General features: G+C 66.2%; 18 protein-coding genes. 2 read left to right on the top strand and 16 right to left on the bottom strand.

The window, feature by feature from the left end; translation table 11 throughout:
• Nucleotides 1-192 precede the first annotated feature (192 nt).
• The 13 genes from HGB41_RS20855 to wrbA form a co-directional block, all read right to left on the bottom strand.
• The gene (locus HGB41_RS20855) at nucleotides 193-2,454 is read right to left on the bottom strand and encodes an arginine/lysine/ornithine decarboxylase (protein ID WP_171088107.1); all 2,262 of its coding nucleotides are present in this window, start codon (nucleotides 2,452-2,454) and stop codon (nucleotides 193-195) included.
• 207 nt (nucleotides 2,455-2,661) lie between these two features.
• Nucleotides 2,662-3,300 carry a DUF4337 domain-containing protein gene (locus HGB41_RS20850; RefSeq protein ID WP_171088105.1) on the bottom strand — a complete coding sequence of 213 codons (639 nt, stop codon included), beginning with the start codon at nucleotides 3,298-3,300 and terminating at the stop codon, nucleotides 2,662-2,664.
• Nucleotides 3,301-3,801, bottom strand: coding sequence for a dihydrofolate reductase (locus HGB41_RS20845; protein WP_171088103.1), 501 nt, complete (start codon nucleotides 3,799-3,801; stop codon nucleotides 3,301-3,303).
• Nucleotides 3,798-4,592, bottom strand: coding sequence for a thymidylate synthase (locus tag HGB41_RS20840; RefSeq protein ID WP_171088101.1), 795 nt, complete (start codon nucleotides 4,590-4,592; stop codon nucleotides 3,798-3,800). The genes HGB41_RS20845 and HGB41_RS20840 overlap by 4 nt, the downstream gene beginning before the upstream one ends.
• 76 nt (nucleotides 4,593-4,668) lie before the next feature.
• Nucleotides 4,669-5,754, bottom strand: coding sequence for a threonine aldolase family protein (locus tag HGB41_RS20835; RefSeq protein WP_171088100.1), 1,086 nt, complete (start codon nucleotides 5,752-5,754; stop codon nucleotides 4,669-4,671).
• Nucleotides 5,755-5,835: 81 nt separating this feature from the next.
• Entirely contained in the window at nucleotides 5,836-7,854 is a 2,019-nt protein-coding gene (locus HGB41_RS20830; protein WP_171088099.1) for a methyl-accepting chemotaxis protein, read from the bottom strand.
• A gap of 174 nt (nucleotides 7,855-8,028) precedes the next feature.
• Nucleotides 8,029-9,873 carry an ABC transporter transmembrane domain-containing protein gene (locus HGB41_RS20825; protein WP_171088095.1) on the bottom strand — a complete coding sequence of 615 codons (1,845 nt, stop codon included), beginning with the start codon at nucleotides 9,871-9,873 and terminating at the stop codon, nucleotides 8,029-8,031.
• 37 nt (nucleotides 9,874-9,910) lie between these two features.
• Complete coding sequence (locus HGB41_RS20820; RefSeq protein WP_171088088.1) at nucleotides 9,911-10,981, bottom strand: lipocalin-like domain-containing protein; 1,071 nt, start codon at nucleotides 10,979-10,981, stop codon at nucleotides 9,911-9,913.
• Nucleotides 10,981-13,542 (bottom strand): FtsX-like permease family protein, encoded by a 2,562-nt coding sequence (locus tag HGB41_RS20815; protein WP_171088086.1) that lies wholly within the window; start codon nucleotides 13,540-13,542, stop codon nucleotides 10,981-10,983. The genes HGB41_RS20820 and HGB41_RS20815 overlap by 1 nt, the downstream gene beginning before the upstream one ends.
• Complete coding sequence (locus tag HGB41_RS20810) at nucleotides 13,530-13,967, bottom strand: DUF4124 domain-containing protein (protein ID WP_171088084.1); 438 nt, start codon at nucleotides 13,965-13,967, stop codon at nucleotides 13,530-13,532. Before HGB41_RS20810 ends, HGB41_RS20815 begins: the two co-directional genes overlap by 13 nt.
• Nucleotides 13,968-13,977: 10 nt before the next feature.
• Nucleotides 13,978-15,387 carry an FAD-binding oxidoreductase gene (locus HGB41_RS20805; protein WP_171088082.1) on the bottom strand — a complete coding sequence of 470 codons (1,410 nt, stop codon included), beginning with the start codon at nucleotides 15,385-15,387 and terminating at the stop codon, nucleotides 13,978-13,980.
• A complete protein-coding gene (locus tag HGB41_RS20800; protein WP_171088079.1) occupies nucleotides 15,380-15,781 on the bottom strand; it encodes a DUF2069 domain-containing protein in 402 nt (133 codons plus the stop codon). The genes HGB41_RS20805 and HGB41_RS20800 overlap by 8 nt, the downstream gene beginning before the upstream one ends.
• Complete coding sequence (gene wrbA / locus HGB41_RS20795) at nucleotides 15,778-16,389, bottom strand: NAD(P)H:quinone oxidoreductase (RefSeq protein ID WP_171088314.1); 612 nt, start codon at nucleotides 16,387-16,389, stop codon at nucleotides 15,778-15,780. Before wrbA ends, HGB41_RS20800 begins: the two co-directional genes overlap by 4 nt.
• A gap of 121 nt (nucleotides 16,390-16,510) precedes the next feature.
• Here wrbA and HGB41_RS20790 point away from each other — a divergent pair, with 121 nt between their 5' ends.
• Nucleotides 16,511-17,851, top strand: a complete 1,341-nt coding sequence (locus tag HGB41_RS20790) for a YihY family inner membrane protein (RefSeq protein WP_171088313.1) — start codon at nucleotides 16,511-16,513, stop codon at nucleotides 17,849-17,851.
• Nucleotides 17,852-18,036: 185 nt separating this feature from the next.
• Here the strand turns inward: HGB41_RS20790 and HGB41_RS20785 are convergent, their stop codons facing one another.
• Genes HGB41_RS20785 through HGB41_RS20775 form a run of 3 tightly spaced genes read right to left on the bottom strand, consistent with a single transcriptional unit; the run spans nucleotide 18,037 to nucleotide 20,482 of the window.
• Nucleotides 18,037-18,342, bottom strand: coding sequence for an Mpo1-like protein (locus HGB41_RS20785; protein WP_171088076.1), 306 nt, complete (start codon nucleotides 18,340-18,342; stop codon nucleotides 18,037-18,039).
• 18 nt (nucleotides 18,343-18,360) lie between these two features.
• Nucleotides 18,361-19,170, bottom strand: a complete 810-nt coding sequence (locus tag HGB41_RS20780; protein ID WP_171088074.1) for an alpha/beta fold hydrolase — start codon at nucleotides 19,168-19,170, stop codon at nucleotides 18,361-18,363.
• Nucleotide 19,171: 1 nt separating this feature from the next.
• Complete coding sequence (locus HGB41_RS20775; protein WP_171088073.1) at nucleotides 19,172-20,482, bottom strand: O-acetylhomoserine aminocarboxypropyltransferase; 1,311 nt, start codon at nucleotides 20,480-20,482, stop codon at nucleotides 19,172-19,174.
• A gap of 180 nt (nucleotides 20,483-20,662) precedes the next feature.
• On the opposite strand from HGB41_RS20775, the gene HGB41_RS20770 reads away from it, so the two are divergent.
• A complete protein-coding gene (locus HGB41_RS20770; RefSeq protein WP_171088070.1) occupies nucleotides 20,663-21,115 on the top strand; it encodes a CBS domain-containing protein in 453 nt (150 codons plus the stop codon).
• Nucleotides 21,116-21,416: the final 301 nt, after the last annotated feature.

Below are 21,416 nucleotides of genomic sequence, written 5' to 3'. Positions count from 1 at the left end.
GATGCCCGGGACCCGTAGGGTGGGCAGATTTCTGCCCACGCGTTCAACCAGCGGTAGCACGGACGCGGTGCGGTCTTCTTACGCAACCTATCACCGCGTGGGCGTAATTCCGAGCATTGCCCGAAATTACCCTGCCCACCCTACGGGTTAAGGGCAAGCACAGAAAAGGGGCCGAAGCCCCTTTCGTTTTTCTTACACTTCGTCCTGCATCACGCAGTCCACGAAATACCCCCGCTTGCCGTCCACCTCGCGCTTGACCAGCCCGTGCACGTCGGTTTCGAAGCCCGGGAAGCGCTCGTTGAAGTCGCGTGCGAAGCGCAGGTAATCGACGATGGTGCGGTTGAAGCGTTCGCCGGGGATCAGCAGCGGGATGCCTGGCGGGTAAGGCGTCAGCAGGATCGCGGTGATGCGTCCTTCGAGGTCGTCGATCGCCACGCGCTCGATCTGGCGGTGCGCCATCTTGGCAAACGCATCCGACGGCTTCATGGCCGGCACCATGTCCGAGGTATACATCACGGTGGTCAGGCGCGCCACGTCGTGCTGCTTGTAGATCAGGTGGATCTCGGTGCACAGGTCGCGCAGGCCTCGGGTTTCGTAGCGCGGGTTGGCCGCGGCGAATTGCGGCATCACGCGCCACATCGGCTGGTTGCGGTCGTAGTCGTCCTTGAATTGCTGCAGCGCCGTCACCAGGGTGTTCCAGCGGCCCTTGGTAATACCAATGGTGAACATGATGAAGAACGAGTACAGGCCGCACTTCTCGATGATCACGCCGTGTTCGGCCAGGTATTTGGTCACGATCGAAGCCGGGATGCCGGTCTCGCCGAACTTCCCGTCCAGCGACAGGCCCGGGGTGACGATGGTCGCCTTGATCGGGTCGAGCATGTTGAAGCCTTCGGCCAGCGGGCCGAAGCCGTGCCAGTCGTCGTCGGCATGGATCATCCAGTCCTTCTGCTCGCCGATGCCTTCTTCCGACAGCACGTCCGGGCCCCAGACCTTGAACCACCAGTCGTCGCCGAATTCGGCGTCGACCTTCTTCATGGCGCGGCGGAAGTCGAGCGCTTCCAGGATCGATTCTTCCACCAGCGCGGTGCCTCCCGGCGCTTCCATCATCGCCGCGGCGACGTCGCAGGAAGCGATGATCGAGTACTGCGGCGAGGTCGAGGTGTGCATCAGGTAGGCCTCGTTGAAGGCATCCTGGTCGAGCTTGACGCTCTGCGATTCGCGCACCAGCACCTGCGAGGCCTGCGACAAACCTGCGAGAAGCTTGTGCGTCGACTGGGTCGAGAAGATCATCGACTCCTTGGCGCGCGGGCGGTCGGCGCCGATCGCGTGCATGTTCTTGTAGAAGCTGTGGAAGGTGGCGTGCGGCAGCCAGGCTTCGTCGAAGTGCAGGGTGTCGATCTTCCCGTCCAACATCTCGCGCAGGGTCTCGACGTTGTACACCACGCCGTCGTAGGTCGACTGGGTAATGGTCAGGATGCGCGGCTTCTTGTTGACGGCTTCGCGCGCGAACGGATTGGCCTCGATCTTGCGGGCGATCGATTCGGCGGTGAACTCTTCGAGCGGGATCGGGCCGATGATGCCGAGGTTGTTCCGGGTCGGCATCAGGAACACGGGAATCGCGCCGCACATGATGATCGAGTGCAGGATCGACTTGTGGCAGTTACGGTCGACCACCACAATGTCGCCTGGCGCGACCGTGCTGTGCCAGACCATCTTGTTCGAGGTCGAGGTGCCGTTGGTGACGAAATAGCAGTGGTCGGCGCCATAGATGCGCGCGGCATTGCGCTCGGACTTGGCGACCGGCCCGGTATGGTCCAGCAGCTGGCCGAGTTCTTCCACTGCGTTGCAGACGTCGGCGCGCAGCATGTTCTCGCCGAAGAACTGGTGGAACATCTGGCCGACCGGCGACTTCAGGAAGGCGACGCCGCCCGAGTGGCCCGGGCAGTGCCACGAGTAGGAGCCGTCGTAGGCGTAGTTCACCAGCGCCCGGAAGAAGGGCGGCGCCAGGCTGTCCAGGTAGGACTTGGCTTCGCGGATGATGTGGCGCGCGACGAATTCCGGGGTGTCCTCGAACATGTGGATGAAGCCGTGCAGCTCCTTCAGGACGTCGTTCGGGATGTGGCGGCTGGTGCGCGTCTCGCCGTAGATATAGATCGGGATGTCCGAGTTCTTGTGGCGGATTTCTTTCACAAACGCGCGCAGGCGGGTCAGCGCGGTATCGGTCTCCTCGATGGAGCCGCTGCCGAATTCCTCGTCGTCGATCGACAGCACGAAGGCGGAGGCGCGCGACTGCTGCTGGGCGAACTGGGACAGGTCGCCGTAGCTGGTCAGGCCAAGCACTTCCATGCCTTCCTGCTCCATCGCGGCTGCGAGGGCGCGGATGCCGAGGCCCGAGGTGTTCTCGGAACGGAAGTCCTCGTCGATGATGATGATGGGGAAACGAAATTTCATGGACAGCTCCAAAGCGAAGCGCCGTGGAAGCGCCAGGCCTGTTGGGCTAGTGCGCCGGCCACGGCACCGGGAAAAAGAGGAAACGGATTTTCGCAGAAATCGCGGGCGCCGGTGCGATTATTTTTACAATCTTGTTTCACAAGCTAGTCCGAAGACTAACGGGTGCGGCCGAATGCTGGCGCACTCCAGCGGCTTATGGGCCGGTGATCAGCTTGTGAGCTTCCGTCCGAGCCGCCGGAACACCTCGGTAAGGGCTGCAGCGCCCAGCGCGGCCAGCAGCGGCACCGCGGAAAACGGCATCGGGTCGGCCTTGATCACGGCGAAGATGGCCAGCGTGATGCCGAAGGCGGCGACCGCGCAGGTGAGCGTCAGCAGCCAGGTGCGGCGCGAGAGCAGGGTGATGGCGGCCAGCGAAATCGCGATCTGCTGGGCGACCGAGGCCGCAGCCCACTGGCGGTGGCGGTGCAGCTCCTCTTCGGACAGCTCGTTCCATTTCGCCGACCCCGCCTCGAAGGCCTCGGCTTCCTTGCGGATGCCGTCCTTCTCGACGCCATAGCGGCGGATCTCGTCGCGGTAATGGGCCTGGTTCAGGCCCGGCAGGTTGGACGCGAGTTCGGCCAGGTTCTGGCGGCTGGACTTGGCCTGGTAATGGGCCCAGGCGTTGGCGGCGCTGGTCTTTTCGATGGCGGCGTTGCTCTTGTACAGGGCCGCGTTATTGTGCGAAGCGCTGCCGATGAAGCCGAACATCGTGCCCAGGGTGGCCAGGATCGCGATCAGGACCGCCACCTTGCCCGCGAAACCGTCGCCGCCGCGCATACCCGGGGTACGAATTGCCTGTTCCGTCATTTAGCGCTGCTCCTTGCGTTGATAAGTCACGAAATCGTAGCCGTAGCCCGCGTCTTCGGAAAAATGGGTCTCGCGCGCGGTTTCCTGCCACACGGCCGGATCGATCGGCGGGAAGAAGGTATCGCAGCGGAAGCTGTGGCCGATCTCGGTGACGATCATGGCGTCGGCCACTGCCATCGCTTCGGTAAACACCTGGGCGCCGCCGATGATGCTGGCCGGCTCGCCCCCCAGCAGGTCGATTGCGGCCTGCAGCGAGCCCGCCGCTTCGACGCCCTCGTGCGACCAGCCCCCGTTGCGGGTGATCACGATGTTGCGGCGCTTCGGCAGCGGACGGCCGATCGAATCGAAGGTCTTGCGTCCCATGACGATCGGCTTGCCCAGCGTGACCCGCTTGAAATGGGCCAGGTCTTCCGGCAGGTGCCAGGGCAGCTGGTTGTCGACGCCGATGCCGCGTTGGGCATCGATCGCCACCACCAGGGTCAGGTGCGGTACCGGGTTCATACGGCTACCGGCGCCTTGATGGCCGGATCCGGGTCGTAGCCGACCACCTCGAAATCCTCGAAGCGGTAATCGAACAGCGAGTCCGGCTGGCGCTTGATGACCAGGCGCGGCAACTCCTTGGGCGTGCGCGAGAGCTGCAAATCGACCTGCTCGAGGTGGTTGCTGTACAGGTGGCAGTCGCCGCCGGTCCAGATGAATTCGCCCACTTCGAGGCCGGCCTGCTGGGCCATCATGTGGGTGAGTATTGCGTACGAGGCGATGTTGAAGGGCACGCCCAGGAAGATGTCGGCGCTGCGCTGGTAAAGCTGGCAGGACAGCTTGCCGTCGGCCACATAGAACTGGAACAGCGCGTGGCAGGGCGGCAGCTTCATGGACGGCACGTCCGCGACGTTCCAGCTTGATACGATCATGCGGCGCGAGTCCGGCGTAGTGCGGACCTGGTCCAGCACCTGCGAGATCTGGTCGATATGCCCGCCATTGGGCGCCGGCCAGCTGCGCCACTGGTAGCCGTAGACCGGTCCCAGGTTGCCGTCCGCGTCGGCCCATTCGTCCCAGATGCTGACGCCGTTTTCCTTCAGGTAGGCGATATTGGTCGAGCCCTGCAGGAACCAGATCAGTTCATGGATGATCGACTTGAGGTGGACCTTCTTGGTGGTCAGCAGCGGGAAGCCGGCAGCCAGGTCGAAACGCATCTGGTGGCCGAACACCGACAGGGTGCCGGTGCCGGTGCGGTCGGTCTTGACGGCGCCATGTTCTTTCACATGGCGCATGAATTCGAGGTATTGGCGCATTGCGGTAGCTAATGGGTGCAGTGCGATATTGTAACGTAGCGCGCCCGATAATTCCGGCCTCGCAGGAGGGAAATATTCAGTCCGCCAAGGCCTGGGCAAAGCGGGCCAGCGCCGCGCGCACCTGCACGTCCGATGCAGTGAGCAGGTTATCGCCCACGTACAGCTCGAAGGAACTCGTCCCTGGCAGCGCGGCGCCGGCAATGCGGTTGAACATCCAGATGCCATGCGCTTCGGCCAGCTCGCGCCGGATCGCCAGCGCACGCTCGGTCGATACCGGAAGATGCAGGTGCAGCATGTTCGTCTGCGGCGCAGCCGGATTCACGCGGATGATGGGATGCGCGGCAAGCGCCTCGCAGAGAAAATGCGTGCGGCGCAGGTAGTCGGGCATTGCCGCCAGCCGCTCTTCGAATTGCATCGCCGCTGCCACTACGTAGGGCGAGCGATGGATGACGTTGCCGCCCTGGCGCCGGAACCACTCGGCCGCGCGGTCCACGAACTCGCGCGAACCCACCAGCATCGCGCCGCCCAGTCCGCCAATGCCCTTGTACAGCGAGACATAGGCGGAATCGAAGCCTGCCGCGACCTCGTTCAAGGGCTTGCCGTAGCCGCAAGCCGCTTCCCACAGGCGCGCCCCATCCATGTGCAGGTGGGCGCCGCGCGCCTGGCAGTGCGCCTTGATCGCTTCGAGCTCGTCCCAGGATGACAGCTGGCCGCCGATCTCGCGCAGTGGCAGCTCAAGGCCGACGGCGCCCAGGCGGTCCGGGATCGCGGCCAGGTCGGCCACAAGCCACGGGCGGTGGCGGTCGCCCGCCTGCAGCGCCTTGAAATGGCCGAGCAGCTGGTAGTTGGAACGTTCGTGCACGAAGATGTGCGAGGTCGGGTGCAGGGCCACCAGCTCGCGGCCGCGGTCCTGGCAGGCCAGGCGCAGCGCGGTGACTTGCGCCATGGTGCCGCTGATGCAGAACACCGCGGCCTCGAAGCCGAGCAGGCGCGCAAGCTTCGCTTCGAAATCCTGCAGCAGGCTGCCGGCGCCATAGACGTCGTGCTCGACGGCGTTAAGTTCGCACCAAGCCGCCATCGCCGCGAACAGTTCGGCGGGAGGGCGGGCGCGGTGGCCGGGGAAGATGGTGTGGCAGCGGCGTTGCAGTTCGGCGTCGGTCAAGGCAGGCTCCGGGGCACATCAAGGGAGCCTGCCACTCTACACCGAAGCGCGCAGCGCCGGAAGGAGGGAAGCCGGCGGGGATCAGCCGTGGGTCAGTGCCGGACGGCGCACGGGTGCCACCGCATCCGGGGCTTCGTCGCCGATGCGGAACAGGCGTACTGAACGCGCCAGTTCGGCGGCCTGGTCCTGCATCGCCTGGGCGGCGGCGCTGGCTTCCTCGACCAGGGCGGCGTTCTGCTGGGTCGCTTCGTCCATCGCATTGACCGAGCGGTTGACGTGCTCGATGCCGCTGGTCTGCTCCTGGCTCGCCGCGGTAATCTCCGACATGATGTCGGTGACGCGCGCGACGCTGTCGAGCACCTCGTTCATCGTCACGCCGGCTTCGGCCACCAGCTTGCTGCCGGCCACCACTTCGACATTGGAGGTATCGATCAGGGCCTTGATTTCCTTGGCCGCGGCGGCGCTGCGCTGGGCCAGGTTGCGCACTTCGCTGGCAACCACGGCGAAGCCGCGTCCCTGTTCGCCGGCGCGCGCGGCTTCCACCGCGGCGTTCAGCGCCAGGATATTGGTCTGGAAGGCGATGCCGTCGATGACGCTGGTGATCTCCGAAATCTTGCGCGAGGACTGGTTGATCGCGTCCATGCGCTCGATCACCTGGGCCACCGTGCTGCCGCCTTTCTGGGCCACGGTCGATGCGCTCATGGCCAGCTGGTTGGCCTGGCGCGCGTTGTCGGCGTTCTGGCGCACGGTCACGGTCAGCTCGTCCATCGACGATGCGGTGCCGGCCAGGTTGATGGCCTGCTGCTCGGTACGCTGGCACAGGTCCAGGTTGCCGGCCGAGATCTGCCCGGAGGCGCTGGCGATCTGCTCGGCGCCGTCGCGCACCTTGCCGACCACGGTCGACAGGCTTGCGCCGACCGAATTGATCGACTCGGTCAGCAGGCCGATCTCGTCGCGGCGGGTGCCGGCCATGCGTGCGGTCAGGTCGCCTTCGGCGATGCGACGGGCGACATCGCGCACCTCGGCCAGCGGTCGCGAGACGCTGCTGCGCACGACCGCGTACAGGATCGCGGCCAGCACGCCGAGCGCGAGCAGGCCGAAGCCGATGAAGCGGTTGCGCAGCTGGGTGGCCGCAGCGGTGATCTCGTCGCGGTAGGTGCCGCCGGCGATGACCCAGTTCCAGTCCTTGACGTGGGTATAGGCGACGAATTTCTGGCGCGCCGAAGCCTCGCCAGGATTCTGCCAGTCGTAGCTGATGTTGCCTTCCTTCTTCTCGAGAATTTCCTTGATGTACAGGCGGCCGTCGGCATCCTTGCTGTCCAGGATATTCGCGCCTTCCTTGGCCGGGTGGACGAGGAGGTCGCCGTAGGCCTTGCCCGGCGCCGCGTTGAGTACGTAGAAGTAGCCGGTGTCGCCGACCTTGATCGCGCGGATGCGATCCTTCAGCACCTTCAGGTCTTCGCTGATGTCGACGCCCACGTAGAGCACCGCCACCACCTTGCCCGCTGCGTCGCGCGCCGGCTCGTATTGGGTGATGTACTGCTTGCCGAACAGGGTGACCAGGCCGACATAGGTCTGGCCTGCGCGCAGCGCGGCGTAGGCCGGGCTCTTGCGGTCAAGGCTGGTGCCGACGGCGCGCTCGCCGTTTTCCTTCTTCACCGAGGTAGTCACGCGTACGAAGTCTTCGCCGTCGGCGGCGAAGATGGTGGCGTTGCCGCCGGTTTGCGCCGTGAAATTATCGGGGGGCGCGAAATCGAGGTTCAGGGCCTTGCCGTCGAGCTTGAGCGTCGGCGTGGCCTTGCCGCCGATGTCCACCGTGGTGGCGGCGTCGAGCTCGAAGGCGCCGGGCAGGGTGCCCTTGAAGATGCGGCCAAAACTCTTTGCCGAAGTGCTGACGGTCTTGTTGAACAGTTCCACCGTGTTGGCGACACTGTGCAATTCGTTCGATACGCTCTGGGCGGCGCGCTCTTCCAGCATCCGCGATGTCGAGATCGTAATCGCTGCGATCAGCGCGGCGACAATGATGCCCATCAGCGCGAAAGTGATGGCGCTAATCCGGGTGCCGACGTTCCAGTTGGCGGGATGATAGGTGGCGGACATGCAGGACTCCAGAGTGTTAACACTGGATATCATACCGAATAAACTTTCCACGCCGCAACAAAAAGAGAATAAAACCCCGTTACTGCGGGTTAATGAGCAACAGATTTGCCACAGGCTCGACGGTAATAGTATGTTCTTACTACCCCGTCTACGGGTTTATACGTAGTGCATGCCTTACCCCAGCTGTTCGGCCGGCGCGGCCGGCTGGAACTGCAGTGCCGCCAGGTTGGCGTACACGCCGCCGTGCGCCACCAGCGAGGCGTGGGTGCCCGATTCGACTACCCGGCCGTCATCCAGCACGACGATGCGGTCGGCCCGCTGCACGGTCGCCAGGCGGTGCGCGATGATGATGGTGGTCCGGCCGATCATGGCCGCTTCCAGCGCGCGCTGCACCAGGCGTTCGGATTCGGCATCCAGGGCGCTGGTGGCTTCGTCCAGCAGCAGCAGCGGCGGATTTTTCAGGAGGGCGCGCGCAATTGCGATGCGCTGGCGCTGGCCACCGGACAGGCGCACGCCGCGCTCCCCCAGGAAGGAGGCATAGCCTTCCGGCAGGCGCTCGATGAATTCGTGGGCCGCGGCCATCTTCGCCACGGCGATCACTTCTTCGTCGCTTGCATCGGGACGGCCGTAGCGGATGTTTTCCAGCGCGCTGCTGGAAAAGATGATGGTGTCTTGCGGGACGATGCCGATCGCGTCGCGCAGGGTGTGCAGGCTCAGGTCGCGGATGTCAACGCCGTCCAGCCGCACGGCGCCCGATTGCGGATCGTAGAAGCGCAGCAGCAGCTGGAACAGGGTGGTCTTGCCGGCGCCCGAAGGACCGACCAGAGCGACGGTTTCACCGGCGCGGATGTCGAGTTTCAGGTGCGACAGCGCGGCGCTCTGCAGGCGCGACGGATAGCTGAAGCTGACGTCGTCCAGGGTCACGCGCGCGCCGTTTTCGGTGCGGGGAGGCAGCTGCAGCGGCTGCGCCGGGTCCTGGATGTCGGAGCGGGCCGCCAGCAATTCCATGAGGCGCTCGGTGGCGCCGGCGGCGCGCTGGGCTTCGCCCATCACTTCCGACAGCGCGCCGACCGAGCCGGCCACAATCGCCGCATACAGGATGAACTGTCCCAGCTCGCCGCCGGTCGTGGTCCCTTCGAGCACTGCATGGGCGCCGAGCCAGAGCACGAATACGATCGACCCGAACACCAGCAAGATGGCCAGCATGGTCAGGGTGGCGCGCGCGCGGATGCGGCGGATCGCGGTCTGAAAGGCGCTGTCGACCGAACCCTGGAAGCGCCCGGCCTCGATCTCTTCGTGGGTGAAGGACTGGACGGTCGGCATCGCATTGAGGATCTCGCCGGCCATGGCCGAGGCATCGGCAATGCGGTCCTGCGAGTCGCGCGAGAGCTTGCGCACGCGGCGGCCGTACAGCACGATCGGCAGCACCACCAGCACCAGCATGCCAAGGATGATGGCGGTGAGCTTGGGGCTGGTCACGAACAGCATCACCAGGCCGCCGATGAACAGCAGGGTATTCCGGAGCGCCAGCGAAATGCTGGTGCCGACCACGCTCTGGATGAGGGTGGTGTCGGTGGTCAGGCGCGACAGTACTTCGCCGGTGCGGGTGGTCTCGAAGAACTCGGGGCTCTGGTGCACCACGTGGCGGTAGACGGCGGCGCGCACGTCGGCGGTCACCCGCTCGCCCAGCCAGGACACCATGTAGAAGCGCGCGGCGGTGGCAATCGCCAGCACCGCGGCCACGCCGAACAGCGCCAGGAAGGTGGCGTCGACGTGCTCGATGCTGGTGACCGCGGAACCGGCTCCGAAGCCCATGTCGATCATGCGCTTGAAGGCGGCGGGAATCGCCAGCGTGGCGCCGGCCGCGAACAGCAGCGCGATGCCGGCCAGTGCGAACTGGCGGCGGTAGGGCCGCAGGAAGGGAAGCAGGCCCTTGAGGGCCGGCAGGCTGCCTTTGCGGGAGGTGTCGGTATCAATATTTCCGGTGCTGCCGGTGCTGCCGTTGGAGCGTGAGGTCATCGTCTGCTTGCGCGTTCTTGTTCGGGTCTGCGTTCGTCTAAAGCTTCATCGGGCGTACATAGCCCGTCATTTCCAGGTAGCCGCGCCCCAGGCGCTTGCCGTCGCGGGTCACCGTGACTGCCCCTTCCCAGTAGACCGCGCCGGTCGAGCGGCGCGAATCCAGTTCCTGGTCCTGCTGCAGGGGACGGAGCTGCCAGCGCAGTGCGCCGGTGGCCACATCCATGGACACCGGGTACACGGCCTTGGTGCGCGGGGAAGTCCAGTGCGCGACCGGCGTAAAAACTACCTGGTCGGGCGCGTAGCGGGTGATCTTGCCCGCGGCATCGCGATGGGTAGCGTGCGCCCATAGTTTACCACCTCCCTCCTTGCGAATCTGGAAAGCCATCAGCGCGCCGCCGCCGTCGAGGTTGGCGCCAACCCAGTCCCAGCCCTGGGCGCCGGGCTGCAGCGCTTCGCTCGACCATTCGTGGTCGAGCCAGGCGCTGCCCGTGACGGCCACCGGCGCGGTGCCGGTACGGCCCACGCTGCCACTGACCTTCAGTTGCGGCTCGCTGTAGTAATGGCTGGCGTGCTGCGGGCTGGCGCCCTTGCGCGAATAGCCGCCTTCGCCCTGCACCAGCACCGGCTGGGTTGGCTGCAGGCGCAGTTCCAGCGTCAGTTCGCTGGAGCGGATGGTGACCCGGTAGCTGCCCGAGCTTTCCCTGACCATGCGCCAGTCGTCCAGCTTCAGGTCGGTGTTGCCGGTGCGCGCCCAAGCCAGGCCGAAGCCTTCGCGCGCGCTGCGCTGGTCGTGCACCAGCCGGCCCAGTTCGGGGTCGGACAGGGCGGCGTGGCCGATCACCAGCTGGCGTGGCGCGAAGGCGCTGGGGTTCTTCGGGTCGTGTTCGGTGCGGCTGCGGAAGAAGGTGACCTGGAAGCCGAGCGGCTTGCCGTCGGGCGTCTCGACCCAGCCGGTGGCATACCACCACTCGGTGCGGAATTCGGGATGGGCGCCATAGTCGCGCGGGAACGAGAGCTTGGCGCCCGGCGTGACGGCCGCGAACTGGGGCGGCTCCGCATGGCACCACTGGCAGATTAACAGCAACAATCCCAACAGCGCAGCGCGCATTACCAATCCTCCCTGACCGCGCGTACCGGACCACCCGACAGCGCATAGCGTCCCGACACCAGCGCCGTCGCCACCGACGCCGCCACCAGCACCGCCGCCACGCTGCCGAGCAGGGTCCAGGGCAGGTGCAGCTGCATGGTCCAGTGGAAGGACTGCGGATTCACAACATAAACCAGGATGAGGCTGATGACCAGCCCCAATACGAAACCGCAGGCCACGCCCAGCAGGGTGAGCAAGCCGCCTTCGAAAGCCAGTATTTGCAATACCTGCCCGCGCGTCACGCCGACATGGCGCAGCATCCCGAACTCCTTCGAGCGCGCCAGCGTCTGCGCCGAGAAGCTGGCGGCCACGCCGGACAGGCCGATCGCGATCGCGATCGCCTCCAGCAAATAGGTGACGGCGAAGCTGCGGTCGAAGATCTTCAGGCTCATGGCGCGGATGTCGCCGGCCGACATGGTCTGCAGGGCGGCGCCGAAGGGCAGGGCGCGCACCGATTGTTCCAGCTGCTCGACGCTGCCGCCGCGGGCCGCATACAGGGCGGCGTCGGTAACCTCGGCTTCGCCGGTCAGGGCGCGGTAATCCGCCAGCCGGATCACGACGGAGCCGGCCTGGTTGGCATAGTCGCGCCAGACGCCGGCAACAAAAAATGGGGCCTTGCCGCCGCCCAGGGGCAAATCCAGGGTCTGGCCGACCCGCGCGCCGTACAAATCGAGCATGGCTTCCGACACCCATGCCGGCCGCGCGCCCGGCGGCGCCGGGGCGGACGCGCCGACCATGGCCAGCAGGCGCCCCGGATCAGCCGCATCGATGTCGCGCGCTATCACGATCACATTGGGACGGTCGGGCGCCAGCGATACCGGCCGGGTGCGCAGGAACTGGACCTGGGCGACACCGGGCGTGGCGCGCAGGGCAGCCTGCTGCCCCGGCGTCAGGAAGCCGGTATTACCGCCGCTCGCGGTGCGCACGTACAAATCGGCCGGAAGGATATGGGCCATCCAGTCGTCCACCGAGACCCGGAAGCTCGACACCATGATCCCCATCGCCACCATCAGGCTGAAACTGGCCAGCACGCCGCCCAGCGCGATCGAGGCCTGGCCGGGCGCATTGGCCAGCCGCGACAGCGTCAGGGACAGGACGGGCGGCGCCTGGCGCATGCGCAGCACGGTCGCTTCCATGCGCCGGAAGGCTTCCGCCGCTAATCTCGGCATCAGCCCGATCCCGCCGACCAGCAGCAGGGCAATCGCGAGATAGCCGAACAGCGGCAGCTCGAATACCGGCGGCGCAAAGGCCAGCCCCGCCGCCAGTAGCAGGCACACCATCGACGGCCAGATGCGGCCCAGGCGCGACAGCGCGGCCTCGTCGGCGCCGGACTTGATCGCCACTGCGGGGCGGGCGCGCGCCGCCTCCAGTGCCGGCGCCAGGCAGCCGAGCAGGGCGACGCCCAGTCCCAGCGCAAAGAAGACGGCGGCCGCGACCGGCGTGAACTGCACCTGCGGCCGGATGCCGGGGAAATAGCCGGCGCCCAGGTCGCCGCCAAAGAAACGCAGCGCCAGCGCCGCGAGGCCATAGCCGGCCGCGATGCCGAGCGCGGCGCCGAGCACGCCCAGGCTCGCGCCTTCCAGAAGCACCTGGCGCAGCAATTGGCCGCGGGCCAATCCCAACACGCGCAGCAGCGCGAACTGGCCGCGCCGCCGCATTACCGACAGGGCCTGGGTCGAGAACACGAGGAAGGCGCCGGTGAACAGGGCCACCAGCGCCAGCACGGTGAGGTTGACGCGGTAGGCGCGGCTCAGGTTGGCGTTGCGATCTTCCTGATCGCTGTCGCCGGGCTGGCGTACTACGAAGCGGCCCGGGTAGGCGGTTTCCAGATCGAGGGCAAGCGCGCGCTGGAAAGCGGCGCGGTCGACGCCGTCGCGCAGCTTCAGGTCCACGCGCGAGAGCCGCCCGAGCTGCTTGAGCCGCCACTGCGCGGCGCCGATGTCCATCACCGCGATGCGCTGGCCGGCGCGCGCCCGCAGTACCGGGCCGGCCACGCGCAGCGCCACGTTGTCGGTCCCGGCGCGCAGCAGCAGGGTAGCGCCGCGCCGCTTGCCCAGCCAGCTTTCGGCGGCCGGCGACAGGAAGATCCCGTCGTCGGCCAGCACGTCGGTGATGCGGCCCTCGGCAGGAACGCCGGTCAGGTCGGGAGAAATGAAACCGGCGCGGAAAGGGTCGATGCCGACGATGCGCAGCGAGCCTGGAACGCCTGCGATGCCGGCCGACAGCTCGAGCACGGGCGAGGCCACCACGACATCCGGGTGCTGCGCCAGGCGCGGATACACCGCTTCGTCGAACAGCGGCTCGCGCGCGAGCACCTGCACGTCGGCCTGCCCCGACAGGCTCTTGACCGCGGCGGAAAATTCGTTGAAGGCGGCGGCATTGATCAGGTGGATGGCGAAGCCCATCGCCACCCCGACCGCGATGGCGGCCACTGCCAGCAGCGCGCGCACCGGATGGGCGCGCCATTCGCCGAACAGCAGCCATCGCGACAGCGTATCGATGCGCAGGTTCAGGCCGGGCATTCCACCGCCAATGCTTCACCCTGGCGCCTGGCCTTGAGGCGCGCGCGTTCCGCTTCGTCGCGGCCGGCACGCGCGATGTCTTCGTCGGCCCACTTGCGCTGCAGGCGCAGCTTGTCGCAACGGCGGCGCTCGAGCGCGGCGGCGCGCTGGCTGCGTTCGGCCTCGCCTGCCTGCTGCTCCGCCCGTGCTGCGCGTTCCTTTTCGATGCCCTGCAGCAGGGCGCGCTCGCGCGCGATGCGCTCGACTGCCTCGGCAGTGGCGGCAGGGTCGCCCGGCGCACTGGGAGCGGCCAGCACGACGGCCGTGGCGCCGCAGGGACGGTCGTTGTAGCTGACCTTGCCGCCTTCGGTGCATTTATAGATTGTTGCTGCCGAGGCCGCGCCAGCCAGTAGGCAGATTACCCCCATGGAAATGTGCTTCAGCATGACTTCCCCCTCACAGAATTTTGCCAGGGTTCATAATGCCGAGCGGGTCCAGTGCGGCTTTGACGGCACGCATCATGTCCAGTTCGACCGCGCTCTTGTAGCGCGGCAGTTCGTCGCGCTTGAGCGCGCCGACGCCGTGCTCGGCCGAGATCGATCCGCCGAAGGCGGCGACGCTGTCGTGCACGATGCGGTTGACCGACTCCTGGTGGGCCAGGAAGCTGTCGTGTCCAAGGCCCTCGGGCGGGGCAAGGTTATAGTGCAAATTACCGTCACCCAAGTGGCCGAAGCACACGAGTTGACAGCCTGGGAAGGCGGCCTGCAGTGCCGCACCGGTCTGTTCGATGAATGCGGGAATGTTCGATACCGGCAGCGAAATATCGTGCTTGATGTTCTTGCCGGCCGCCGCCTGGGCCAGCGGGATATGCTCGCGCAGCTGCCACAGCCCGAGCGATTGCGCGCCGGAGGTGGCCAGCACGGCATCGAGCGCAATGCCGGCATCGAGCGCAGCCCCGATCGAGGATTCGATCAGCTCGGCGGCATGGTCTTCGGATTCGGTGCTCGACAGTTCGACCAGCGCATATTGCGGGTAGTGGGCGGCGAAAGGTTTCGGCAGGCCCGGGAACTGGGCGGCGACCAGGCGCAGGCAGAAATCAGACATCAGCTCGTATCCAGTGAGCGCGGCGCCGCAGCGGTCCTGCATGAGCGCCAGCAGGCCGAGGGCAGCCTGCGGCGAATCCAGCGCCACCAGCGCGCTCAAGACCGCCTTCGGCTCGGGGTAGAGCTTGAGCACGGCCGCGGTGATCACGCCCAGGGTGCCTTCGGCCCCGATGAAGAGCTCGCGCAGCGCATAGCCGGTATTGTCCTTGCGCAACCCGCGCAAGCCGTCCCATACCTGGCCCTGGGCCGTGACGACTTCGAGGCCAAGGCAGAGTTCGCGGGTGTTCCCGTAGCGCAGGACGGCGGTGCCGCCGGCATTGGTCGACAAGTTGCCGCCGATGGTGCAACTGCCTTCGGCTGCCAGCGAGAGCGGGAACAGCATGCCCGCCTCGAGTGCGGCCTGCTGGATGTCGTACAGGATGCAGCCGGCCTCCACCGTCATGGTCCGGTTGGCCGGGTCGATATGGCGGATGCGGTTCAGGCGGCGCAGCGAGAGCACGATGGCCGTGCCGCTGGCATCGGGCACGCTGCCCAGCACCAGGCCGGTACGACCGCCCTGCGGCACGATCGGCACGCGCGCTGCGGCGCAGGCAGACACAATGCGGGCCACCTCACCGGTATCGGCGGGCAGCACGACGGCGCGGGCGCGTCCGGTGAAGCGGCCGCGCCAGTCGGCCAGGTAGGGCGCCATGGCGGCGGCGTCCACCACCAGGTGGGCTGCGCCGGCGATGTCTTCCAGCGCGGCCAGCAGCGGATCAGTCATGCGGTACTTTGACCTTGTCGAGCAATTCTTTCGCGAGGCGCTTGGCTTCTTTCTTGTACGGACGCAGGAACAGCAGCGCGCAGGCGAAATACACGAGCACCAGCGCCACTTCGCCCAGCGCCATCATGCGCGAGGCTTCAAGCGTGTCGGCCCAGGCCCGCACCGCGCCTTCGGCGAAATAAATCAGGATGACCATCGACGACCATTGCAGCGTGTACAGGTCGCGCTTGATCACGCCGCGCAGCGGCAACAGCAGCGGCAAGGCCTTGAGCGCGAGCAGCGACCCGCCCGGGCGCAGCGGCGCGACGAACACTTCCCAGGCCACCAGCCAGCAGATCAGCCAGATCAGGCTGGCAATGGCCCCGACGTGAAAGACTTTTGCGGTATCCATCATTGCATCCCGTGCAGTTTGACCGCGGCAGTGGCCAGGCGTTTCCCGAGCGCGAGCGCGAGCACGCGCTCGTCTTCGGTGAGGACCTTCTTGCCGTCGGCGCCGGCCCAGTGCGAGGCGCCGTAGGGGCTGCCGCCGCTGGCTGTGTTCATCAGTTCCGGGTGCGAGTAGGGCAGGCCCATTACCAGCATGCCGTGGTGGAGCAAGGGTATCATCATCGTGAGCAGGGTCGATTCCTGGCCGCCGTGCAGGCTGCCGGTGGAGGTAAACACCACGGCCGGCTTGCCCGACAGCGTGCCGTTGATCCAGTCGGCGGCGGTGCCGTCGAGGAAATACTTGACGCTGGATGCCATGTTGCCGAAGCGGGTAGGCGAACCCAGCGCGAGACCGGCGCACTCACGGAGGTCGGCCAGCTCGACGTATGGGGCGCCATTCGCCGGGATATCCGGTGCGACCGCCTCGGCCACGGTGGACACGGCAGGCACGGTGCGCAGGCGCGCCTCGGCCCCGGGCACGCTTTCGATGCCCTGGGCGACCAGTTCGGCAAGTTTGCGGGTGGCGCCGTGGCGCGAGTAGTACAACACGAGGATGGTCAGGTTGGTCGGCTTCATCATTGGTATTATAGGGCGCTTTGCTCAAATGACATGCCCCCGCCAGGGGAAATCGCCATCGCTTCTTACCGACCAGATGCTATCCAAGACCGTGCACTCGCTATCCCGCTCCACCACCGACATGTTCAACCAGGGTTTGGGCCATGCCGTCGACGGCGCCCGCTGGCTGACCCTGGGCGAGGCGCGCGACCTGGTCCGCTTCGCACGGCGCCGCCTGCGCGAAGAAAAATTGCCGCAAGTGGCCGGCAGCCTGACCTTCACCACGACCCTGGCCCTGGTGCCGCTGCTGACCATCGTGCTGGCGATCCTGACGATTTTCCCGGTCTTCGGCCAGTTGCGCAGCGCGCTCGACACCTGGTTCATCCAGACCCTGATGCCGAAGGCGATCGCCAATACCATCAGCTACAACCTGACCCAATTCGCCAGCAAGGCCAAGGGCCTGTCGGCCCTGGGCGCGATCCTGCTGCTGGTGACCACGACCACCATGATGGGCATGATCGAGCGCGCCTTCAACCAGGTCTGGGGCGTACGCCGGCCGCGGCCCTGGTCGCAGCGGGTGCTGGTCTACTGGGCCCTGATCACGCTGGGACCGATCCTGTTCGGCCTGTCGCTGAGTGTCACGACGCAGCTGTTCACCGCCACCGGCGGGCTGGCCCGCTCGCTGCCCCTGCTCGGCACCCTGTTCTACACGATGGTGTCGATCGCGCTGACCACCGGCGCCTACACGCTGCTGTACATGGCGGTGCCGAACCGCCGGGTGTCCTGGCGCGATGCGCTCTGGGGCGGCTTGGCGGCGGCGATCGCCTTCGAGATCGCCAAGCGCCTGTTTGCGCTCTTCATCCGCCAGTTCCCGACTTATGCGCTGATCTACGGCGCCCTTGCCGCGCTGCCGCTGTTCCTGGTCTGGATCTATGTGTCATGGCTGATCACCCTGGTCGGTGCGGTATTGGCGGCCGCGCTGCCGGTCGTGAAATACGAGCGCTGGTGGCACCAGCCGGTGCCGGGCAGCGCTTTTGTGGATGCGATGGCGGTGCTCAAGGTGCTGCACGGGAGCTCGCAGGCGACCGGCACGGCATTGGTGCCGGGTTCGGCGATCCGTATCCATACCCGCATCGGCTATGACGAGATGACGATGCTGCTCGAGAAGATGGTGGATGCCGGCTGGGTCGGGCGGGTGCAGGACGAACTACCCCGGCATTCGCGCTGGGGCATCGGCGGGCACGCGAACATCGACAGCTGGGTGCTGCTGGTCGACCCGGGTACGATCCGGCTGGCCGACGTGTATCGCCTGTTCGTGTTCGATGCGGCCGGCGCGGATGGTGTCAGCCGCAACGAGCCGGTGCTGGCGGTGCCGGACACGCCCCTGGCGCTCGACACCGCGGCGCTGGCGCGCCAGGTGGAAGGGGCGGTGGAGCAGGGGCTGGAGCAGACGCTGGCAGATCATTTCGGCGAGCGGGCTTGAAGCCTCATGCCAGCCAATTAGTGAGAACCGTAGGGTGGGCAGATTCTGCCCACGCGTTCAACCAGCGTTAGCACGGACGCGGTGCGGCTTTCCAAGAACAACTATCACTGCGCGGGCAGGAAACCTGCCCACCCTACGGGTGAGTGGCGGCTCTTGAGTGATCGGCATTCGCTTGAAGCGGGGCTTTACCAGCTCAGTTTGCCGGTCAACATCTGCCAGTACATCACCCAGTCGGCGCGAAACGACAGCCAGGGCTGCGAGAAGGAAGCAGGCCGGTTCTTCTCGTAGAAGAAATGCCCGACCCAGGCGCCGCCGTAGCCGCTGACCACGGCGAACAGCAGCCACCACGGGTTGAGGCTGTCGATGTACTGGGCGATCGAGGCGATCGCCGACGAGGTGCCGATGAAGTGGGCACGGCGGCAGCGGCGGTCGGCGTGCTGGGTGAGGTAGTAGGGATAAAACTCCGCAAAGCTCGCATGCCGGGCCGTCATGGCGTCTCCTCGTTGACTTTACTTGATCGAAGCGGCAAACCCGGCCAGGGCGTCGAGCACCGCATCCGGCGCTTCGGACATCATCTGGTGGCCGGCGTCCACACTGGCGATTTTGCCATGGGCGAGGGCGCCGGTCAGCAGTTTCGTCGAACGTGGCGGCGTCATCATGTCTTTTTTTCCGAACACAAACAGCACCGGACACTGTACTGCGGCAGCGGCGGCTTCGCCGTTGGCGTAGCTGTTGCAGGCCGAGAAATCGGTAAAGAACAGTTGATCCGGATTACGGGCTGACATCCGCTGCATCAGGCGGCGCGCGCCGCCCATCACCGAGAAGCCCGGCCCAGGGCAGGACGGCTTGTGCGCGATCGACGAATGCGACCAGATGTTGACCATGTCGATCGCGGCCTGCTCGTCGCTGCGCGAGGTTGCCAGCAGGGCGCTTGACACTGCCATCGGGTAGGTAGAGCCGAGCAGGGCCAGCCCAACCACCAGGCCTGGCGCGCGGTGGACGGCTTCCAGTGCGATCAGCGAACCCATGCTGTGGCCGGCCAGGATCGCGCGCTGTACGCCCGCGGCCTTCAGCAGGCCGAGGAGCCAGTCGGCCATCGCTTCGACACTGCTCAAGGCCGGGCCGCCGCTGCGGCCGTGGCCGGGCAGGTCGACCGCCAGCACCGAATAGCCGTGGTGCGCCAGGTAGCGGCTTTGCAGCGCCCAGACCGAGTGGTCGTTCTGGGCGCCGTGGATGAAGACGACGGTAGTCAGGGCCGCATCGAAGGCCTTGCCGCCGGTGTAGGCGTAGGCAGGGGCGCCATTGATCTCTACTTGCATCTCAGGCTCCCTTCTGCGCCAGCTTCAGTGCGCGCTTGAGGTCGTCGATCAGGTCGTTCGCATCTTCCAGGCCCACCGACAGGCGCATCGTGCCTTTGGTGATGCCGGAGGCGGCCAACTGCTCGGCCGGGACGCGGAAGTGCGTGGTCGAGGCGGGGTGGATTACCAAGGATTTGGCGTCGCCCACATTGGCCAGGTGCGAGAACACCTGCAGCCCGTCGGCGAAACGGCGGCCGGCGGCGCGGTCGCCCTTCAGGTTGAAGGTGAACACGGCGCCGCAGCCTTTGGGCAGCAGCCTTGAGGCGAGCGCGTGGTCGGGATGCGATTCGAGTTCGGGGTAGGACACCGAATCCACAGCCGGGTGCGACAGCAAAAACTCGACCACGCGGCGGGTATTGGCAACGTGCCGGTCCATGCGCAGGCCGAGCGTCTCGATGCCTTGCAGGATGGCGAAAGCATTGTGCGGGCTCATCGCCGCGCCGAAGTCGCGCAGGCCTTCGCGGCGCGCACGCAGCGCAAACGGGGCCACGGTGGATTCTTCGGCGAAGACCATTCCGTGGAAGCCCTCGTAGGGTTCGCACAGTTCCGGGAAGCGGCCGCTGGCTGTGTGCGCCGCATCCCAGTCGAAGGTGCCGCCGTCGACCAGCAGGCCGCCGATCGCGGTGCCGTGCCCGCACAGGAATTTGGTGGCCGAGTGGAACAGCAGGTCGGCGCCGAGGTCGAACGGACGCTGCAAGTACGGTGTCGTGAAGGTGGCGTCGACCATCAGCGGCAGGTGATGCTCGTGCGCGAGGGCGGCGATCGCCGGGATGTCCAGCACGTCCAGGCCCGGATTGCCGAGCGTCTCGCCGAACAGGATCTTGGTGGTCGGGCGGATGGCGGCGCGCCAGGCGTCGAGGTCGCGCGGGTCCACGAACGTGGTCTCGATGCCGAAACGGCGCAGCGTGTAGTGCAGCAGGTTGTGCGAGCCGCCGTACAGCGCCCTGGATGCCACGATGTGCGAGCCGGCCCCTAGAATGGTCGCCAGGCCCAGGTGCATCGCCGCCTGGCCGCTGGCGGTGGCGATGCCGGCCACGCCGCCTTCCAGCGCGGCGATGCGCTCTTCCAGCACCGCATTGGTCGGGTTCGAGATGCGCGAGTACACGTGCCCGGCGCGTTCCATGTTGAACAGCCCCGCCGCATGGTCCGAATCGCGGAACGCGAACGACGAAGTAAAGTGGATCGGCGTGGCGCGCGCGCCGGTGGCCGGGTCGGGCGTGCTGCCGGCGTGCAGGGCCAGCGTGTCGAAGCCGGGATACTGGGGACCGCTCATGGTGAACTCATCCATCAATCGTGATGGGCGGCATCGTAGCATTGATTTATGTTTGCGCAACGCCTGGCCAGCCCTGAATTGGTGCAATGCTGGATTTTTTGGTGGGCATCGGCTACAGTCGGCGTTATGCGTAATACAAATATTTCAGGCATTACAAACCAACCGGACGGGGTGGCCAATATGAAAGTATCCGAGATCCTGCAGGTGAAAGGCGAAATCCTCTATACCGTCACGCCCGATATGCCGTTGGTCCAGGCTGCCGCGACGATGGCGGAAAAGGACATCGGTTCGCTGGTCGTCATGGAATTCGGCGACCTGGTCGGCATGCTGACTTTCCGCGAAGTGATCAAGGAGCTGCACGCCCAGGGCGGCACCATCGGCGCCGGCACCGTGCGCAAGGTGATGGACGACAGCCCGATCACCGTCACCCCGGATACCGAAGTCAACGAGGTGCGCCGCATCATGCTGGAAAAGCATGCGCGCTACCTGCCGGTGATGAACGCCCGTACTTTGCTGGGCGTGATCTCGTTCTACGACGTGGCCAAGGCGGTGCTCGAGGCGCAGCAGTTCGAGAATCGGATGCTGAAGGCGTATATCCGGGATTGGCCGGCCGAGCAGGCGGCTGAGGACTGAACTGGTGGTGGGCGGATCTCGCCCACGATGCCGATTTCGTAGGGTGGGCGGGTTTCCCGCCCGCGCGTTCAAATCACATCTGCACTGCGGCGACGTTTGCTCTCCCCGAGCTACCCATTACGGATCTTTTACACGTCGCGATGACGCACCCGCTGGTTGAACGCGTGGGCAAGGAACTTGCCCACCCTGTAACAGCAAAGTAGAAATGTCCGCTTTTAGCAAAGTTAAAATGTCCGTTTTCCAAAAGTCACACTCGCTTTTGAGCGGATGCTTTCTTCGCTGCCGTGGTGCCCTGCGTGAT

Source organism: Telluria aromaticivorans (assembly GCF_013003915.1).
In the GTDB taxonomy this organism is placed as follows: Bacteria; Pseudomonadota; Gammaproteobacteria; order Burkholderiales; family Burkholderiaceae_D; genus Telluria; species Telluria aromaticivorans.
Note: the sequence above shows the minus strand (reverse complement) of the source record. Positions and strands in the feature narration are given on the sequence as shown.

What these genes read in the sequence shown, in the direction of transcription:
- HGB41_RS20785 (WP_171088076.1), bottom strand. Translation starts at nt 18,342, where the DNA reads ATGACGGCCCGGCATGCGAGCTTTGCGGAGTTTTATCCCTACTACCTC.
- HGB41_RS20830 (WP_171088099.1), bottom strand. Translation starts at nt 7,854, where the DNA reads ATGTCCGCCACCTATCATCCCGCCAACTGGAACGTCGGCACCCGGATT.
- HGB41_RS20825 (WP_171088095.1), bottom strand. Translation starts at nt 9,873, where the DNA reads ATGACCTCACGCTCCAACGGCAGCACCGGCAGCACCGGAAATATTGAT.
- HGB41_RS20815 (WP_171088086.1), bottom strand. Translation starts at nt 13,542, where the DNA reads ATGCCCGGCCTGAACCTGCGCATCGATACGCTGTCGCGATGGCTGCTG.
- HGB41_RS20775 (WP_171088073.1), bottom strand. Translation starts at nt 20,482, where the DNA reads ATGAGCGGTCCCCAGTATCCCGGCTTCGACACGCTGGCCCTGCACGCC.
- HGB41_RS20780 (WP_171088074.1), bottom strand. Translation starts at nt 19,170, where the DNA reads ATGCAAGTAGAGATCAATGGCGCCCCTGCCTACGCCTACACCGGCGGC.
- HGB41_RS20840 (WP_171088101.1), bottom strand. Translation starts at nt 4,592, where the DNA reads ATGCGCCAATACCTCGAATTCATGCGCCATGTGAAAGAACATGGCGCC.
- HGB41_RS20820 (WP_171088088.1), bottom strand. Translation starts at nt 10,981, where the DNA reads ATGCGCGCTGCGCTGTTGGGATTGTTGCTGTTAATCTGCCAGTGGTGC.
- HGB41_RS20770 (WP_171088070.1), top strand. Translation starts at nt 20,663, where the DNA reads ATGAAAGTATCCGAGATCCTGCAGGTGAAAGGCGAAATCCTCTATACC.
- HGB41_RS20810 (WP_171088084.1), bottom strand. Translation starts at nt 13,967, where the DNA reads ATGCTGAAGCACATTTCCATGGGGGTAATCTGCCTACTGGCTGGCGCG.
- wrbA (WP_171088314.1), bottom strand. Translation starts at nt 16,389, where the DNA reads ATGAAGCCGACCAACCTGACCATCCTCGTGTTGTACTACTCGCGCCAC.
- HGB41_RS20790 (WP_171088313.1), top strand. Translation starts at nt 16,511, where the DNA reads ATGTTCAACCAGGGTTTGGGCCATGCCGTCGACGGCGCCCGCTGGCTG.
- HGB41_RS20805 (WP_171088082.1), bottom strand. Translation starts at nt 15,387, where the DNA reads ATGACTGATCCGCTGCTGGCCGCGCTGGAAGACATCGCCGGCGCAGCC.
- HGB41_RS20800 (WP_171088079.1), bottom strand. Translation starts at nt 15,781, where the DNA reads ATGATGGATACCGCAAAAGTCTTTCACGTCGGGGCCATTGCCAGCCTG.
- HGB41_RS20845 (WP_171088103.1), bottom strand. Translation starts at nt 3,801, where the DNA reads ATGAACCCGGTACCGCACCTGACCCTGGTGGTGGCGATCGATGCCCAA.
- HGB41_RS20855 (WP_171088107.1), bottom strand. Translation starts at nt 2,454, where the DNA reads ATGAAATTTCGTTTCCCCATCATCATCATCGACGAGGACTTCCGTTCC.
- HGB41_RS20850 (WP_171088105.1), bottom strand. Translation starts at nt 3,300, where the DNA reads ATGACGGAACAGGCAATTCGTACCCCGGGTATGCGCGGCGGCGACGGT.